Below are 18,262 nucleotides of genomic sequence, written 5' to 3'. Positions count from 1 at the left end.
CTCCTGATGACCTGGATAAGCAACCAATGATGGGAAATATATCTCAAAATATGAAAAGCGTTGCTTAAGATAGTTTGATAATACTGATACTCGCATAATCTGGCGTTCTACTCCGTTCAGAACCGAATTGCATATCAACTGAACCATTGCCGGCGTTTATAACGGCTATTTTATCATTTGCGTTCAGGCGGAATATTCCGGCTAGCGTAACCGGACCTGAGGCATTAGCAAATCCGATGGATTCGGCTACGTCTGATGGTCCAGGTCCTGTCAGAATGTTAAATACGCCTGACTGACCACTGGCGACAGAAATAGAGCATGCTACAAAATATGTCCCGTCTGTGGTAACTGTAAAGTTAGGGTTAGTCCAGGTAATACCGCCAGAGGTGCTGCCTGATAAGTTGAAATTTATTTTGCTACCACTATTCAGAGTGAGGGTAGAACCACTATCTGCAAAATAGCTTATCCAACCTTTTAAATAGGTACTGGTCGCGCCTCTCAATCCTCTCTTACCTCTCTTGCCCTTGCCCTGGACACCGGAGACTCCCTTAACACCCGAAGTACCAATCTTGCCTCTCGGTCCATCTGCGCCCCGTATTAGTGCTCCCCCCCTAAGTCCAGTCATGCCTATGCTTCCAGTAGGGCCAGTGGCTCCTGTGGCACCCGTGACGCCTGTGTCTCCCGTTGTGCTGGCTCCGGTGAGGCCGATAGCTCCTCCGACGCCCGTGCCCCCGGTGGCTCCAGTTATACCTGTTGCCCCTGTGATGATGCCCTTGGCCCCGGTTACACCGGAGCCTCCGGTAACGCCCTTAGCCCCTGTAACTCCAGTAGCGCCCGTAGAGCCGGTGTCTCCAGTGATTCCTGTAGGTCCGATGGTACCCGTGACTCCAGTCGCACCGGTAACACCCGTTGCACCGCTTGGTCCACTGGTCCCCGTGGCCCCGGTGGCCCCAGTAACGCCAGTAGCCCCGGTAGTCCCTGTAACGCCGGTGGCCCCGGTAACACCGGTAACGCCGTTGGCGCCCGTGGCGCCCGTGACTCCGCTAACACCCGTCGCGCCCGTGGTACCGGCAGCGCCCGTCACCCCTGCGGGGCCTGTGGTACCGGTAGTGCCCGTGGCTCCTCTAGGCCCCATGGCTCCGTTAATTCCAGCGGTTCCGGAAGCACCTGTGGGGCCAGTAGCGCCTCTAGCTCCTATTGTTCCTTTAGTTCCTGTGGCGCCCGTGGGGCCTGTGGCTCCTGTAGTGCCTGTAGCGCCTGTGGCACCTGTGACTCCGGTTGGTCCGGTATTCCCTGTGGTCCCAGTAACTCCTGTTGCTCCGTCAGGACCTGTATGCCCGACTCCGATGGGACCCGTTGCTCCTTGTTCCCCGATGGGAATCCAGGGAGTGTAGGTGTTCCCGCAATTCTGGCTGCTGCGGTAGTAAAGGGACGGATTGGAGATATAGAGCTGTTGGACATAGTCACCGACACGGGAAACATAAATGGTCCAGACGTCCTTATGAAGTACGGGAGGACTGTCAAGGGGGTGTAGGTCATCTGCAAGTGCTGAACTGTACACGCCAGGCTGGTTGAAGCTTTTCAGTAAGCTGTCGGAAGATTCAGCATTATTAATAGGGAAGATGCCGCTCTCGGTATCCAGAACGACTGCCCCTGTCAGGCCGTTAAGGCTGACGACCGCTCTGGCAGCTCCGGTTGGACCTGCCGGACCGGTCGGTCCGGACAGAACCGGGATATTGGCTGCGGTCTTCAACCTGGAGTCGAGCATCATCTCCTGGCGGAAGATCGTATCCAGCATGGCCTGTATACTGCTATTGACATCAAGCACCTGTGCAAGTGTGGCTGGGGGACCGCTGATTCCCGGGAGCGTGCCGAGAGCGTACTGGATTTTCTCTCCTTGAGCGTTGAGAATATGAGCCAGTCCAAGCTCTTCCATAGCAATGGAAGAGAACAGCAGGTTGACCACTTCAGCTCTTGATAAAGCAATCGTCGGTGTAATGTTGGGAATATTAGGGGTGGACAATGTCATGACCTCCTTAAATGGGGTTTGAATAAGGAGTACAACGCGATTCCCATTATTGAGTGGTGATCGCGTTACACATTAGCTAATTTGGAGGAAGCTGCTGAGCAGGAAGGAGGTGCAGCTTCTGTTAATCTGTGATTTTGACAATGGCGATGCTGGCATAGTTTGGTTGTTGATTCTGGATGGTCCCGGTTAGCATAGTAATAGCTGCATTTCCGCCATTTCTGACCGCTATTTTATTGCCAGCGTTCAGTTGGAAAATATCAAGTGCTGTAACAGAACCAGAGGTGTTAATATATCTGATGGATCTATTTTCATTTGATGGTCCACTCCCAATCATAAACTCAATTACTCCATCTGACCCCGCAGCAACAGAAACAGAACATATGACGAGATACTGTCCAGCTGTAGGAACTGTAAAGTTGTTCGTAGAGCCTCCTGTCCATGTAATACCGGCCGCTTCACTTGGTGGGTTGAAAGCAATTTTTGCATCTGAAGCCAAAGTAACAGCCGTAGCGCTAGATGCAAAGCTAACAGCATATGCTCTGGAAAAAGTGCCAGTCACCCCCGTAGGCCCCGTCGGCCCTGTGGGCCCGGTGGGTCCGGTAGGCCCCGTGGGTCCCGTCGGTCCGGTAGGCCCCGTCGGCCCTGTGGGCCCCGTCGGCCCTGTGGGTCCGGTGGGTCCGGTAGGCCCCGTCGGCCCTGTGGGCCCCGTTGGTCCGGTGGGCCCCGTCGGTCCCGTCGGCCCTGTGGGCCCCGTCGGCCCTGTGGGTCCGGTGGGTCCGGTAACTCCGGTCGGTCCGGTAGCTCCGGTCGGTCCGGTAGCCCCCGTAGCTCCAGTAGCGCCCGTGGCTCCGGTGGCCCCAGTAATACCAGTAGCTCCAGTAGCTCCAGTAGCTCCGGTAGCTCCGGTAGCTCCGGTAGCCCCTGTGGGTCCGATTGGCCCAGTAATGCCAGTGGCTCCAGTAGCGCCAGTGGCTCCAGTAGCACCGGTAGCGCCTGTTGCCCCGGTAGCCCCCGTGGCTCCCGTAATACCAGTGGCTCCAGTAGCGCCAGTGGCTCCGGTGGCTCCGGTAGCCCCGGTAGCGCCGGTGACGCCTGTAGCGCCTGTGGGGCCAGTGGGTCCGGTGGGTCCGGTGGCCCCAGTAACGCCGGTGGCCCCGGTAGCGCCAGTGGCTCCAGTAGCGCCGGTGGCCCCAGTAACGCCAGTAGCGCCAGTAGCGCCAGTGGGTCCGGTGACACCAGTAGCCCCGGCGACTCCGGTAGCCCCGGTTACCCCTGTAGCTCCAACATCTCCTGTAACTCCGGCCCCGGTCGGTCCTGTCAGCCCTCGTTCACCGATGGGGATCCAGTCGGAGTAGTTGTTCCCGCCGTCAGTGCTGCTGCGGTAATAGAGGGAAGGATTGGAGATGTAGAGCTGCTGTACATAATCTTCGACACGGGAGACATAGATGGTCCATACGTCCTTATGGGGAACGTCCGGACTGTCAGGAGGGGCATGCCCATCAGCACGAGGCGATCTGTACACGCCAGGCTGCTTGAAGTCTCTAAGCCAGCTGTTGGAAGATTCGGCATTGGTGAAAGGGAATACCCCGTTCTCGGCATTAAGCACGATTGCACCGACCTGTTTGTTAACGCTGGTAACGAGTCCAACGGGCCCGGACGGCCCTGTCGGCCCTGTCGGTCCAATCAGCGTAGGTACATTGGCTGCCGTCTTGAGCTTTGAATCAAGCATCATTTCCTGTCGGAAGATTGTGTCCAGCATCATCTGGGTGCTGCTGTTGATGTCAAGCACCTGTGCAATTGTGGCAGAAGGGCCGCTAATTCCCGGTAATGTGCCGAGGGCGAACTGGATTTTCTCTCCTTCAGCATTAATAATATGGGCCAGTCCAAGCTCCTCCATAGCAACGGAAGAGAACAGCAGGTTGACGACATCATCTCTTGTTAACTCAATCGTAGGGGTGATATTAGGAAGATTGGGATTTGACAATACAATTACCTCCTTGATTTGGAATGATTTATATTATTATCTGAATCTCTTATCTGACACAGACAATAAACTATTATTATTAAATTGTGGTGTTCTCCTGGTAGAGAGTTTGTAACATGAAAAAAAGGAGTCCCTGCCAAATTCCCGAAGGTAAAGTTACCAAACTCACCTCGAGAAAGGAGGACTCCCATGTACAGCTTGAACTGAAATCAGCAGTCGTTCTGACTAATTGATCAATTGTGCAAGTGTGGAATCATTTTAAGCACATTCTGAAGCTTGGAGTTCAGCATCATTTCTTCCTTAAATACAGTCTCCAGCATATCTCTTACACTCTCGTTTACCTCCAGCAGCTCCTTAATGCTGGGTCCGGTTTGAGTATGAGGAGAACCTGTAAGTGTACCCAGAGCATATTGAATTTTCTCTCCGTCAGCATTGATGATATGGGCAAGACCCAGCTCCTCCATCGCTATGGAAGCAAGCAGCAAATTAATAGACTGTTCCCGGGTGAGAGAGATGGTCGGAGTAATATTGGGGATGTTGGGGTTGGACAAGATGTGCACCTCCGTTTGAATTGTCTTTATGTAAGTCTATGCATGGGCAGTTGTCCATGTACAATAATTCTTCATAACAAAGAGCCTGCGGCTCAACCATGAGGTCCACATCAGACCGATAAGCCTGAATATCATTGTTCTGTACATGGGGAGAGGGGATTGCTTAGATTGTTCTACAGGTAACCACAATAAAGCTGCCCCAAACAGCCATTTCATGACTTTGGGACAGCTTCATGCGTAGCGGACACCTTTATTCAACTTTTTTCGATGGTATATACCAATTTCAGCTATATTAAAGTAATAATCGTTAACTCGCATCTGGCTGAGGTTATAGTTACACTAGTACCAGTCACATTTTGGACAATTAGATTGGTATCTTGCCCTGTGCGAAGGTCAATAATAACATTGGCCGTGTGATTAATATTTGTGTTGTTTGAGGAGGAAAGGGATAATGTTCCTTGAACTAGATTGGTTGGAGCAGCCGGAGCATCCCCCATTGTAAGTTGGTAATTTTGCTTTACGCCACCTGCTACAGAAGAAATGATGAAATAAGCATGCCCTGCGATTAGAGTAAAGGTACCTGTTGGATTTGTCCCCACATTGAGTTTAACTGTGTCACTCAGTTCGCTAAGAGTGTCAAAGGGTATTGCACCTAAATTGGCAACTGGCGGATTTGTGGCTGCTATTGTGGCATACACAGCGTTAAGGGGTTGACCTGGTAATCCCGTGGGCCCTGTAGGTCCGCTGGCGCCAGTCGGCCCAGTAATGCCGGTTGGGCCGGTAATTCCCGTGGGTCCGGTGGCGCCCGTGGGCCCTGTAGGTCCGGTTGGCCCGGTTAGGCCCGTGGGTCCGGTGTGCCCCGTGGGTCCGGTGGATCCGGTGGGTCCGGTGGGTCCGGTGGGTCCGGTGATGCCCGTCGGCCCGGTAATCCCCGTGGGTCCGGTGATACCCGTTGGCCCCGTGGGTCCGGTGGGTCCGGTGGGTCCAGTCGGCCCCGTGGATCCGGTCGGTCCGGTGATGCCCGTCGGCCCAGTGATGCCCGTGGGTCCGGTCACGCCGGTCGGCCCCGTAACGCCGGTCGGCCCCGTAACCCCCGTAGGTCCGGTGATACCCGTCGGCCCTGTAATCCCCGTGGGTCCGGTGATACCCGTTGGCCCCGTGGGTCCGGTGGGTCCGGTGGGTCCAGTTGGCCCCGTGGGTCCGGTCGGTCCGGTGATGCCCGTCGGCCCAGTGATGCCCGTGGGTCCAGTAATGCCCGTGGGTCCGGTGATACCCGTTGGCCCGGTGGGCCCGGTGGGTCCGGTGGGTCCAGTCGGTCCCGTGGGTCCGGTCGGTCCGGTTGCCCCTAAAGGACCTGAAGCGCCAGAGGGCCCCGTAACTCCGGTCGGTCCGGTTGAACCCGTGGGCCCAAGATGTCCCCTGGGACCTCGTACACCTGTCGGTCCCGTTGGCCCCGTCATTCCTGGAAGACCCGTAGCCCCCGTGGCCCCGGTTGGACCAGTGCTGCCGGTCGGACCGGTATACCCGGTTGGCCCCGTGGCCCCCGAAGGTCCGGTCGGTCCGGTGATGCCCCTGCTTCCTAAGGGTCCTCTATGGCCCCTGGACCCGGTGGGTCCAGTAACCCCTTCACCTGTTGAACCTGCTGGACCGGTGGCTCCACGCTGCCCAATCTCAATCCAGTCAGTCCAGTCTGCTCCCCCATTCTGGCTGCTCCGGTAATAGAGGACAGGATTCGAGATATATAACTGCTGAATAAAGGTTCCAACCTGCGAGACATACACAGTCCAGACGGAAGGGTGATCTGCATCAGGAGGATTGAAAGGGGGCGGTGCTCCCGTAGGGGAATTCGAACTGTAGACGCCGGGCTCAGTCAATGACTCCAGTGGAGTTGAAGAGAGTTCCTCGGTATAGGGAAAAGCGCCAATGTCAGCCGGGTCCAGCACAACGGCTCCGAACTGGCCGTTGACACTGTTGACTGCCCCTGCGGGCCCTGTAGGCCCGGTGATCCCCGTGGGACCAACAACTGTCGGAATCGTTGACGCATTCCTGAGTTTCGAGTCCAGCATGATCTCCTGGCGGAAGATGGTGTCCAGCATTGCTTGCGTACTGCTGTTGATCTCCAGAACGTCGGCCAGTGTAGAGGGCGGGCCGCTAATTCCCGGGAGTGTGCCCAGGGCGAACTGAATTTTCTCCCCCTCTGCATTAATAATGTGAGCGAGGCCAAGCTCTTCCATGGCAATGGACGAGAACAGCAGGTTAACCACATCATCCCGTGTCAAGCTAATCGTGGGAGATATATTGGGAATATTCGGTGTGGACAATTAGACCCCTCCTTCATAATGGATACTTAAACAGCTCTATATTAAAGTAATAACTGTCGTCCCACATCTGCGCGCGTCAAGAGTGAGTGTTGCCCCTTGAGCATTCTGAACTTCTAAATAAGTGTTCACCGCGCCCGAGGCTCGAAGATCAATAATTGTGCTGGAACTGTGATTGACTCTTGTATTGTTGGAAGATTTGGAAAGAGTGCCTGGAACAAAGTTATTTATAGTATTAGGGGCAGTCCCCGTAGCGAATCGGAAAGCATTATCACCCGAGCCTCCCAAAGTGTAAAAAGCCAGGTAGGCGTGCCCTGCGCGTAAAGTAAAGGTTCCGGTGCCGTTAAGTTGTACATTAGCACTTGTACCAGTAGTATTATTAAATGGTACAGGTCCATTATTAGTAACAGTAAATGTACCGGTACCACCTACAGTAGCATAGAGAAAGTCACTTGCAGTGCCAGTTGCTCCAGTCGGTCCGGTGGCGCCTGTTGGTCCTGTAGCGCCCGTTGGCCCAGTAACACCAGTGGGTCCTGTCGCACCGGTCGGTCCGGTGGCGCCCGTTGGTCCAGTGACACCCGTAGGTCCGGTGGGTCCGGTCGGCCCGGTGGCACCGGTCGGTCCGGTGGGTCCGGTCGGCCCAGTGACACCCGTCGGCCCGGTGGGTCCGGTCGGCCCGGTGGTGCCCGTCGGCCCGGTGACGCCGGTGGGTCCGGTAACTCCCGTCGCACCGGTCGGTCCGGTGGGCCCGGTGACACCCGTCGGTCCAGTGACACCCGTTGGTCCAGTGGGTCCGGTGGGCCCGGTAGCGCCGGTGGGCCCGGTCGGTCCGGTCGGCCCGGTGGGTCCGGTCGGTCCGGTGGGTCCGGTCGGTCCGGTGGGTCCGGTCGGTCCGGTGACGCCGGTCGGTCCAGTGATGCCGGTCGGTCCGGTGCTACCCGTCGGCCCGGTGGGTCCGGTCGGTCCGGTGGCGCCCGTCGGTCCGGCGACGCCCGTGGGTCCGGTGACGCCCGTGGGTCCGGTGGCGCCGGTTGGTCCGGTGACGCCCGTGGGTCCGGTAATGCCCGTTGATCCAGTCGCCCCGGTCGGCCCGGTAACCCCCGTCGGACCCGTCGGACCCGTGGGTCCGGTGGCGCCCGTTGCTCCGGTAACACCAGTGGGTCCAGCAATGCCTGTCGGTCCCGTAACACCAGTTATTTGTTCACCTCTTATGCCTGTTGGTCCAGTGGGTCCCTTGTCTCCGGTAGACCCCTTATGGCCCGTGGGTCCGGTAACGCCTGTGAGACCTTTTATCCCTGTTGGTCCAGTGGCTCCGGTGGGTCCGGTGATACCTGTGGGCCCCGTGATACCAATTGCCCCGGTTGCTCCTGCCCCGGTCAGTCCGGGTGGCCCGGTGACGCCCCGAAGTCCGATTTCAATCCAGGGACCCCAGGGAACGCCGTTAGTCTGGGAGCTGCGGTAGTAGAGGACAGGGTTGGAGATATAGAGCTGCTGTACATAATTTCCCACCTTGGAGACGTACAAGGTCCAAACCGCCGGATGAGTAACAAATGGTGGACTGCCGTGAGGCCCAGTGCCACCGGGATTATTTGAACTATAGACACCCGCATCAATAATGCCGTCCAGGTCAGTGTCTGAAGGTAATTGACTATAGGGCAGTGCATTTACGTCTTCAGCGTCCAGCAAAACATCTCCAATCGCACCATTGACACTTAAGACGCCGCCATCAGCTCCTGTTGGTCCTGTCGGTCCAATAGGACCAATCACGACTGGAAGATTAGACGCTGTTTTTAACTTGGAATCCAGCATCATTTCTTGTCTGAAAATGGTATCCAGCATGGATTGTACATTGTTGTTTACCTGAATGACCTGGGCCAGAGTGGCAGGCGGGCCGCTCATTCCTGGCAGTGTCCCCAGTGCAAATTGAATCTTCTCTCCTTCGGCATTGATGATGTGGGCCAGACCTAGCTCTTCCATAGCAATGGATGAGAACAACAGATTGACGGCATCATCCCGGGACAATGTGATGGAAGGAGTTATATTCGGAATATTGGGTGTGGACAAATGAAACCCTCCTTTATAATTTGATGATTCAACATTACTTTAGAGTTAGGATTGTTACTTGACATCTTCTATAATAAGTTGTTGCAGTCAAAGGAGACGTGGTTGTAACATTTCTGACTTGCAGGGTTGTGTCTGGTTGTGTCCGAAGATCAATTATCGCTGATGAAGTGTGATTGGCATCAGAAGCATTTGTTCCTAGTGTAAGTGTTCCAGATATCAAATTAGGCGTTGCACCTGTGGCGAACTGAAACGACTTATCCCGGTCAGAGCCGATTGAATAAATGGCCAGATATAAATGACCGCCAGTCAGAGTGAATATTCCTGTTGCGGGGTCCAAGGTTATATTGTTACTTCCTGCTGCTGGAAGGGAAGTGCTGAAGGGAACAGGAGTATTTATAGCAATTGTAGGACCTGAAGCCCCTGTACCATTACCGATATAGGCATACAGGAAGTCACTAGATAATCCTGTAGGTCCGGTAACTCCGGGGATTCCGGTAGGTCCGGTGGCGCCAGTCGGCCCGGTAGCTCCAGTAGGTCCGGTAGCTCCAGTAGGTCCGGTAGCTCCAGTAGGTCCGATCCCAGTTGGTCCAGTAACGCCAGTCGGTCCGGTGGCACCCGTGGGTCCGGTAGCTCCAGTAGGTCCGGTAGCTCCAGTGGGTCCGGTAGCTCCAGTAGGACCTGAAGCTCCAGTAGGTCCGATTCCAGTTGGTCCAGTAACGCCAGTCGGTCCGGTGGCACCCGTGGGTCCGGTAACGCCGGTTGGCCCGGTTACACCGGTCGGCCCGGTAGCTCCAGCAGGTCCGGTAGCTCCAGTAGGCCCGATTCCAGTTGGCCCAGTAACGCCAGTCGGTCCGGTAGCGCCCGTGGTTCCAGTGGCGCCCGTGGGTCCGGTGGCACCCGTGGGCCCGGTAACGGTTGGTCCGGTGGCCCCTGTGGGTCCAGTGACGCCTGTGGGACCGGTAGTTCCCGTGGGTCCAGTAACGCCTCCCGTTGGTCCTCTAGCACCGGTCGGCCCGGTAGCGCCAGTCGGTCCAGTAGCGCCAGTCGGCCCGGTAGCGCCCGTGGGTCCAGTGGCACCCGTGGGTCCGGTAATCCCCGTCGGCCCGGTAGCGCCCGTAGGTCCGGTGCTGCCTGTGGGTCCTGTAGCGCCGGTCGGTCCGGTGCTGCCAGTCGGCCCCGTGACGCCTGTGGGTCCCGTCGGCCCTGTGGGTCCTGTTGGGCCTGTCGGTCCGGTGATCCCTGTCGGTCCAGTCATGCCAGTTGGCCCGGTGATCCCTGTCGGCCCTGTCTCGCCTGTCGGTCCTCTTAATCCTGTGGGCCCGGTGGGTCCTGTCAGTCCGGTGGGTCCGGTTACACCCCGTGGACCGCCTGTTGCTCCGGCACCGGTCGGCCCCGTCGGACCCGTAGCGCCGCGTTCACCAATTTCGATCCAGAGCGACCAACTAGCTCCGTTGTTCGGGCTGCTGCGATAGTAGAGAGCGGGATTCGAAATATAAATCTGTTGAACGTAGTCCCCTACCTTAGAGACATATAGGGTCCAAACGGATGGATGAGTGACGGGCGGGCTCTCTGTGAGGGGAGGAGGAGGACCATCCGGATTATTGGAGCTGTAGACACCCGGTTCAATAAAGGAGTTTAATGAGGAGTTAGAAGGCTGTTCATTATCGGGTAATGCTCCAACCTCCTCCGCTTCGAGTACAACGGCTCCAGCCTGTCCGTTGATGCTGGTGACCAGGCTTGGAGCGCCTGTCGGTCCGGCAGGACCGGTCGGACCAGCCAGGCTGGGAACACTGGTCGCTGTCTGCAATTTGGAGCCGAGCATCATTTCCTGCCGGAGGATTGTATCCAGCATCGTCTGCGTGCTGCTGTTCACCTGCAGAACCTGTGCCAAAGTGGCAGGGGGGCCGCTGATTCCTGGCAGTGTGCCCAGGGCGAATTGAATTTTCTCTCCTTCCGCATTAATGATATGCGCCAATCCAAGCTCTTCCATGGCGATGGAAGAGAAGAGTAGGTTAATCACGTCGTCTCTCGTCAATGATATGGACGGGGTAATGTTGGGGATATTCGGGTTAGACAAAAGAAACCCTCCTTCATAGTGTGATGGTTCAGTATATGTCGAAATCTAGCGGAGGAATGTAATTCAGCCTATTACAAATATAAATTTAGAATAAATAGACAATTACACATCTATTCATAAAGAATGATGCAGCAAAAGACCGCAATACTCTTCTTGGCGAAGAGCGCGGTCTTTTGCTGCATCCATTAGATAAATTATATTTAACTATTAAATCTAACCCATACTAATCAACTTATGCTTCAATAGTTCGCCCTGCTACAAAGTCCGAAATTGGATGATGTCATTTCCGGGCAATAAAAATTCATGAATCCCCGCCCTTAGGGAATGCTACAACCCTGAGAGACCTCTCTAATTCTGACAAGATAAGGACGGAGTTCATGAAGCAGACTTCTGGATCGAAGAGCAAAGACAAGAAACTGAAGTGGTGGCAGCTCAGTCTGCTGGGGATTGCGGGGACGATCGGGACCGGATATTTCCTCGGGTCGGGGCTGGCAATCTCGATTGGCGGGCCGGCGGTGCTGCTGGTGTACCTGCTGGCGGCGGCGGGAACGTATGCCGTCTTCGATGCGCTGGCCCGGATGACGGCGGCGCAGCCGGAGCAGGGCTCCTTCCGCTCCTATGCCAAGCAGGCGTTCGGGGACTGGGCCGGCTTCGGCAGCGGCTGGTTATATTGGTTCTCTGAGCTGCTGATTATGGGCAGCCAGCTTACGGCGCTGGCGATCTTCTCGCGGTTCTGGTTCCCGGCAGTGCCGATGTGGATTTTTGCAGCGGGGTATGCGGTGGTCGCGCTGGGGATTGTATTCTTCGGCAACAAGGGCTTCGACCGGGTGGAGAACGTGCTGGCCGTCATCAAGGTGGCGGCTATTCTTATGTTCCTGGTGATTGCGGCTGCGCTTCTGGCGGGCTGGATTGGCGGGGGCAAGTTCACGCCGAAGGTGCCGGTGAGCTACAAGGCGTTGTTCCCGTCGGGGGGGATCGGGTTGTGGTCCGCCTTCATCTTCGCCTTCTATGCCTATGGCGGGATTGAGGTGCTGGGGATTATGTCCTACCGGCTCCAGAAGCCGGAGGAAGCGCCGAAGGCGGGGAAGGTAATGCTGCTGGGGCTGGGAACGGTGTATATTTTGTCTATTGGACTGGCGGTGATTATGGTGCCGCTGAGCGCTTTTAACCCGAAGGAGAGTCCGTTTGTGCTGGCCCTTCGCAGCGACCATCTGGCCTTCGTGCCCCATCTGTTCAACGGGGTGCTGATCATTGCCGGGTTCTCCACGATGACGGCGTCGCTGTATGCGATTACCTCGATGATGATAACTCTGGCCCAGGAGGGGGATGCGCCCAAGGTGTTCTCCAGGAAGTGGAAGGACAAGTACCCGCTGCTGGCGCTGTGCCTGATTGCGGGCGGTCTGACAGGTACGGTGATTATGGCCTTGCTGCTGCCGGGAAAAGTGTACGAATACATCACCACCGCCGCCGGGCTGATGATTCTCTATAACTGGGCGTTCATCCTGCTCTCCTCGGGCAAGCTGTTGAAGCCGAGTGTGCTGAGCGCCGTGAAGCGCTGGAGCGGGCTGGTGCTGATTCTGGCTGCGGTCAGCGGAACCCTGTTCCATAAGCTCAGCCGCCCGGGCTTCTATATCAGCCTCTTGATCGTAGCCCTGATTGGGCTAAGTGACTGGATACTCCAGCATTACCGAAGCAAGCATGGGCAAGAGGCGGCAGAGCAGGAGCAGCGCCCGGAAGCGCATACTGGAAGCTTCCACTCGTTGCCGGGAGGACCGGGCTTCCGGATTAAGGGCATCCGGCTGCGGAAGAACAAGATCTAATGGAAGAACAGCAGCCGGGCGGCCTGAACTCCGAAATAAAAGCCGAAGCCGACCAACGACAGACCGGACAGGACGGAGATGGCCTTCAGAACCCGCGGAGTCAGGAACGAGCGGAACATGCTGGAGGCTGCCGCCATGGTTACATCCCAGAGCAGAATCCCAAGGACTATGGCTCCGCTGTAGATCAGGAGCTGCTGCATCGGGTATTCGTTGACTGCCTTAGCCAAGATCGAGCCGTAAATACCGAGCCAAAACAGGATGGAGAGGGGATTAAACAGCGACATCAGGAATCCCGACACGAAGGATTTGGACAGAGAGACCCCGCTGCCCCTAGTATCTGCCGCCGTAATCTCTCCCGAATGCATGATACTTTCGATACCGGTATAGACCAGCACGAAGAAGCCGAACAGCCACAGGAAGGCCTTGACGAACGGGGCATCCAGCAGATGAATCATCCCCAGATAGACCAGCAGCATGTAGATAATGTCGGCGCTGATGGCCCCGAGGCCCACCACCCAGGCGGGCATAAAGCCTCCGCGCAGCCCCTTGTCCAATTGGGCAGCATTAATCGGGCCGATGGGCGCTGACAGGGATAACCCGAGAACCATATAACCTATGAAAATGTTAATGTTGTCCTCCTCCTTTATTCTATATAAATAGCTTATTCCGCAGGAGGGAAGAATAGGACAACCAGAGCTGAAGAAGGCCCGCGAAGGATCGCGGGCCCCTTGCTGTATGGATGCGGGAACGGGATGCGTTACGCGTGGACCGGCTCCGGTCTCTTGACTAGCAGCGGCGGAGGAATCAGCCAGCCTTTTTTCTTGAGCAGATGCAGGTTCTTCACGCCGATAGCTGCCTTGGTCAGGTGGTATTTGGCGAACAATGCGCCAATGTCCTCACGGATGGACTGCCCCATGGCCTGGCTGCACGCCACCATTCCAACTGCCAAATTGGCTGCGATCATCGCTGCAATCTCAGGGTCTGTGAACCGTGCGCCGACCGGGATATCCTCCAGCTTAGCCTCAGGCCGGTTCGGGAGCGCCGGAGCAGCGGCGATGCCCTGCTCCGCCAGCAACTCGTCGCATTCGCTGATCTCCAGCTCTGCCTGGTCGATCATCGCGGCAATGATTTTCTTCAGATCGCTGTCTCCGGTGTGATACATATAAGCTCTGTAGCTGGATAGTGCTCCCTTTGCTGCCATTGAGGTCTCCCACAGGGTGAAGATTTCTCCATTATGCATCGGCTCATCTTTGGGGTTGCCGCCTAGAATTCCTGTCATAAGTAAGCAAGCTCCTTTACGGTTGGATTTGAACAAGGAGTAGCATACCCGCAGGAAACGGAGATATTACCGGGCGCCACCTGAATTTGTTTACACGGATAAAGGGCTGCTGTTTAAGCCATAATAGGCAGATGTGAAGCCGGATGGAGGCATCGGAGCAAATGCTTATGAATGTAATCATCGGATGGATTATTCCTTGGAGTATCGGCAGTTTTTTTCTCCGCAAAGATAGCGCAGTCGTCCTTCATATCGCCCCTGTTGCGAGTGTAATTGCCTTTACCTTCAATGAGGCCGGGTATTATATGAAGTGGTGGAGTGTTACACCAACCGGCTTGGGGGTCTTAGCTTTTCTTCCCTATAATCTGGGGATATTTGCGGTGATCCCTTGTCTGTTCATCTATACCGTGAGGAAGTCATCCCTGAACCCGCTGCTCCTTCTCCTGATCTCTTCGCTCTGCAAAACCTTGTTAGAGCTCTGCGTAGTGCTTGGCGGGAAGGTAAGCTATGCTCATGGCTGGAACCTGGGCTGGACCTTCGTGTCTTATTTGCTGGCCTGTTCCTTGTGCTACGGCTGGTATCTAATTGTAAAAGGCGAAGGGTATAAATACAGCAGTTAGACCGACAATAAGCAGGATGCAAAAATAAATGAAGGTGGTTCGTCCATGAATGCGTCTCAAGCGTCCAAAGGGGAAAAAGGCTCAAAAGCAGCGTTAATTGCGCTGGCATCCATCCCGCTCATTATGACACTGGGCAACTCCATGCTGCTGCCGATTCTGCCGCAGATCTCGAAGCAGCTTGGCGTGAGCGCCTTTCAAGTCAGTATGATCATCACAGTCTATGGCCTGATTGCCATCCTGATGATCCCCATCGCCGGCTATTTGTCAGACCGCTTCGGCCGCAAAATGGTGATTCTCCCCAGCCTGATCCTGGCCGCTCTGGGCGGAGCCGGGTGTGTGGCCGCCGCCTGGTTCTTCAGCGGAACCACGGCTTATTGGATTATCCTGGCCGGACGTTTCGTCCAGGGCATTGGAGCAGCAGGGGCCTTCCCGATTGTCATTCCGTTCGTAGGCGATCTGTTCCGGGATGAGAAGGAGGTGAGCAAGGGGCTGGGCATCATCGAGACCTCCAATACCTTCGGGAAAGTGCTGAGTCCCATCCTGGGGGCTTATCTGGGGACTTTGCTGTGGTACGCGCCCTTTATTGCGATTCCTGTGCTGTGCCTGATCTCCTGTGCGCTGGTGATTTTTCTTGTCCGCACACCAAAGCCGGATGAAGAACCTGATAAGCAGAGCCTGCGGGAATTCCTCAGCGGCATCAAGGAAGTCCTTCATGAACGGGGCCGGTGGCTGTATGCCATCTTCGCCATCGGCGGCATCTGCATGTATGCAACCTTCGGCGTGTTGTTCTACTTATCGGAAATTCTGGAGTCCAGATATGATCTGCATGGAGCTTCCAAGGGCTTCGTGCTGGCCATCCCGCTGGCTCTGCTCTGTCTGGCTTCTTACGGGAGCGGTAAGATTATCGGCAAAAATAAACCGCTCATGAAATGGCTCGGCTTCGGCGGTATGGCCGTGCTGACGGCTGCCATGCTGGTTACCGGCTTCAGCCAGAACATTTATTTCATGGTCGGTCTCCTAAGCCTTGCAGGCATCGGGATCGGCGTTGTACTGCCGTGTATGGATGCCCTGATTACCGAAGGTATCAAAAAGGAGAGCCGGGGCACCATCACCTCCTTATACAGCAGTATGAGGTTCATCGGGGTCGCTCTGGGCCCGCCGGTGGTCTCCCTGCTGATGAACCGGGGGCACTGGACGTTGTTCTTCACCATGGCCGGTGTCGGTGCTGTGGGCGGATTGTTGAGCTTCTTCGCGGTCACGCCCAGCAAGAAGGATGCTGAGGGCGGGGGACAGCCGGAACGGAGTGCGTTCAAGGCGAAAAAGGGTGGTGCGTTGCGGCAGCGTGCGCGGTAGGGTTGAAAGAAGGGGCGTCCCATATGGGGCGCCCCTTCTTAGTGCGGAAAAACCGAATACACTTTACTGTCACAAGCCCCACGCTTCACAGCCAGTAACAGTTGAGAAGAAATCCTGCAACAAATGCAACAATCCTCCCCCCATAGAAGCGGCCTATGCTGAAATCCTGCACAAATTGCAACAAATCCAGCGCTTACTTGCTCTAACCACCAGAAATCCTGCAAATGATGCAACATTGCTCCCCAGCCAGTAACCTGTATAGGGAAATCCTGCAAAATGTGCAACAATGCTCTGCAGACAACAGCGGCCGGAAGTCCAAATGTTCACCGCAGTGACGATTACGCTTCGTTATAAAAAAGTATTGTTTCTTATCTCACTCACACCTCAATTATAATCGGCAGGATCATCGGGCGGCGTTTCGTCCGCTCATACAAAAATTTGCTGAGCGTGTCCTTCAGCGTCTGCTTGATCAGATTCCACTGGCCCAGATCAGCCTTGCTCATCTTTTGCAGAGTGGTCTTGACAAGCTGGTTGATCTCATCCATCAGGGTGTCCGAATTGCGGACATAGATGAACCCGCGGGAGATGGTATCCGGCTCACTGAGCAGCCGCCCGTCCGCCTGGCTTAAGGTGATGACCGTAATCAGCACCCCATCGGCCGACAACTGGCGGCGGTCCCGCAGCACCACATTGCCGATATCGCCGATCCCCAGCCCGTCCACGAAGATCTGCCCAGCGGTAATCCGGCCCGACTGGCGGACCACGCCGCCTGCTGATTCTACCAGCTCGCCGTTCTTCAGCAGAAAAATATGGTCGCCCCGCACCCCGACCCCTTCAGCCAGCAGCCGGTGATGATGCAGCATCCGGTATTCGCCGTGAATCGGAATGAAGTACTCCGGCTTCATCAGGGTCAGCATCAGCTTCAGTTCCTCCTGGCTGCCGTGGCCGGAGACATGCAGCTCGCTGCGTGAGCCGTAGATGACCTTGGCCCCGAGGATATAGAGATTATCGACGATCCGCGATACATTGCGTTCGTTACCCGGAATCGGATTCGCTGCCAGCAGCACGGTATCGCCGGCCTGAATCTCCATCTGGCGGTTGCTGGCATTCGCCAGCCGTGATAAAGCAGCCATTGGCTCTCCCTGGCTGCCGGTGCACAGCACAGCAACCTCCTCCGGTGGCAGCTTGGCAGCTTCCGCAGGCTCGACCAGCATTCCCTCTGGGATGTCCAGATAGCCCAGCTCCCTGGAGACATTAACCACGTTGACCATGCTCCGCCCCAAGAGGGCCAGCTTGCGTCCGGTAAGTCCGGCAGCATCGACAATCTGCTGGAGCCGGTGGACATTGGAGGCGAAGGTCGAGACGAAGATCCGTCGCTCGGCCTGCTTGAAGGCCTCCTCCATATGTGCGCCGACCAGCTGCTCGGAGGGAGTGAAGCCGGGCCGTTCCGCATTCGTGCTCTCGGAGAGCAGGAAGCGGACACCTCGGGTGCCGATCGCAGCCATTTTGTGAATATCCGGGTATTGCTTGTTGACCGGCGTCATATCAAATTTGAAATCTCCCGTGTGGACAACCGTCCCTTCAGGGGTATCGAACACTACTCCCAGACAGTCCGGGATACTGTGATTAGTCCGGAAGAAGGTGGCCTTCACCGCACCGAAGGTCAGTACCGAATCGGCATCAATGCGGTGAAGCTGGGCATCCCTTAGCAGCCCGTGCTCCTTCAGCTTGGTCTCGATCAGGCCGAGAGTCAGGCGGGACGCATACAGCGGGATGTTCATCTGCTTGAGCAGATAAGGAATGCCCCCGATATGGTCTTCATGCCCGTGGGTGACAATTAGCGCCCGCACCTTGTCCTTATTGTCCAGCAGGTAAGCGATATCGGGAATGATCAGGTCAATCCCCAGCAGGCTCTCATCCGGGAATTTCGACCCGCAGTCGATGGCGATAATATCGTCCCCGTATTGCAGGATATACATATTCTTCCCAATCTCATGGACACCGCCCAGGGCGGCTATCCATAAACGATCTTTTGCCATAGTAACAAACCTCCTCGTAGCGTTCTCCTTATTATGTTTGGAGGAGGGGCCAACTATCCGGGGCGTGGGAAGTTTCTTGTTCCTTCACAATCCTAATATAACATGGTATATTAGGTTATGTCTTTCCGAGA

At 55.9% G+C, this 18,262-nt stretch carries 12 protein-coding genes; 3 read left to right on the top strand and 9 right to left on the bottom strand.

Annotated features, from left to right (window positions below; translation table 11 throughout):
• Positions 1–64: 64 nt before the first annotated feature.
• From K1558_RS05695 to K1558_RS05670, 6 genes are all read right to left on the bottom strand, one after another.
• Positions 65–2,023 carry an alpha-helical endospore appendage domain-containing protein gene (locus K1558_RS05695; protein ID WP_238650421.1) on the bottom strand — a complete coding sequence of 653 codons (1,959 nt, stop codon included), beginning with the start codon at positions 2,021–2,023 and terminating at the stop codon, positions 65–67.
• Between the two features lie 127 nt (positions 2,024–2,150).
• Positions 2,151–4,013, bottom strand: coding sequence for an alpha-helical endospore appendage domain-containing protein (locus K1558_RS05690; RefSeq protein WP_238650420.1), 1,863 nt, complete (start codon positions 4,011–4,013; stop codon positions 2,151–2,153).
• Positions 4,014–4,246: 233 nt separating this feature from the next.
• On the bottom strand, positions 4,247–4,564 hold the full coding sequence (locus K1558_RS05685) for an alpha-helical endospore appendage domain-containing protein (protein WP_238650419.1): 318 nt from the start codon (positions 4,562–4,564) through the stop codon (positions 4,247–4,249).
• 287 nt (positions 4,565–4,851) lie between these two features.
• The gene (locus K1558_RS32675) at positions 4,852–6,885 is read right to left on the bottom strand and encodes an alpha-helical endospore appendage domain-containing protein (RefSeq protein ID WP_274528392.1); all 2,034 of its coding nucleotides are present in this window, start codon (positions 6,883–6,885) and stop codon (positions 4,852–4,854) included.
• A 36-nt stretch (positions 6,886–6,921) separates the two neighbouring features.
• On the bottom strand, positions 6,922–8,946 hold the full coding sequence (locus tag K1558_RS05675; RefSeq protein WP_238650418.1) for an alpha-helical endospore appendage domain-containing protein: 2,025 nt from the start codon (positions 8,944–8,946) through the stop codon (positions 6,922–6,924).
• A 34-nt stretch (positions 8,947–8,980) separates the two neighbouring features.
• Positions 8,981–11,023 (bottom strand): collagen-like protein, encoded by a 2,043-nt coding sequence (locus tag K1558_RS05670; protein WP_238650417.1) that lies wholly within the window; start codon positions 11,021–11,023, stop codon positions 8,981–8,983.
• A 377-nt stretch (positions 11,024–11,400) separates the two neighbouring features.
• Between K1558_RS05670 and K1558_RS05665 the strand changes: the two genes are divergently transcribed.
• A complete protein-coding gene (locus K1558_RS05665) occupies positions 11,401–12,843 on the top strand; it encodes an amino acid permease (RefSeq protein WP_238650416.1) in 1,443 nt (480 codons plus the stop codon).
• Here K1558_RS05665 and K1558_RS05660 read toward each other — a convergent pair.
• Both K1558_RS05660 and K1558_RS05655 read right to left on the bottom strand, forming a co-directional pair.
• Positions 12,840–13,451 (bottom strand): LysE family transporter, encoded by a 612-nt coding sequence (locus K1558_RS05660; RefSeq protein WP_238650415.1) that lies wholly within the window; start codon positions 13,449–13,451, stop codon positions 12,840–12,842. The two genes, K1558_RS05665 and K1558_RS05660, sit on opposite strands and share 4 nt — an antisense overlap.
• A gap of 149 nt (positions 13,452–13,600) precedes the next feature.
• The gene (locus tag K1558_RS05655; protein WP_238650414.1) at positions 13,601–14,122 is read right to left on the bottom strand and encodes a DUF3231 family protein; all 522 of its coding nucleotides are present in this window, start codon (positions 14,120–14,122) and stop codon (positions 13,601–13,603) included.
• 161 nt (positions 14,123–14,283) lie between these two features.
• Here K1558_RS05655 and K1558_RS05650 point away from each other — a divergent pair, with 161 nt between their 5' ends.
• Together K1558_RS05650 and K1558_RS05645 are read left to right on the top strand one after the other, a co-directional pair.
• The gene (locus tag K1558_RS05650) at positions 14,284–14,739 is read left to right on the top strand and encodes a hypothetical protein (RefSeq protein ID WP_238650413.1); all 456 of its coding nucleotides are present in this window, start codon (positions 14,284–14,286) and stop codon (positions 14,737–14,739) included.
• A 45-nt stretch (positions 14,740–14,784) separates the two neighbouring features.
• Positions 14,785–16,092, top strand: a complete 1,308-nt coding sequence (locus K1558_RS05645) for a bacillibactin exporter BcbE (RefSeq protein ID WP_238650412.1) — start codon at positions 14,785–14,787, stop codon at positions 16,090–16,092.
• A 377-nt stretch (positions 16,093–16,469) separates the two neighbouring features.
• Here K1558_RS05645 and K1558_RS05640 read toward each other — a convergent pair whose 3' ends face one another.
• Entirely contained in the window at positions 16,470–18,131 is a 1,662-nt protein-coding gene (locus K1558_RS05640; RefSeq protein WP_238650411.1) for a ribonuclease J, read from the bottom strand.
• Positions 18,132–18,262: the final 131 nt, after the last annotated feature.

Source organism: Paenibacillus piscarius (assembly GCF_022234545.1).
GTDB lineage: Bacteria > Bacillota > Bacilli > Paenibacillales > Paenibacillaceae > Paenibacillus_AQ > Paenibacillus_AQ piscarius.
Note: the sequence above shows the minus strand (reverse complement) of the source record. Positions and strands in the feature narration are given on the sequence as shown.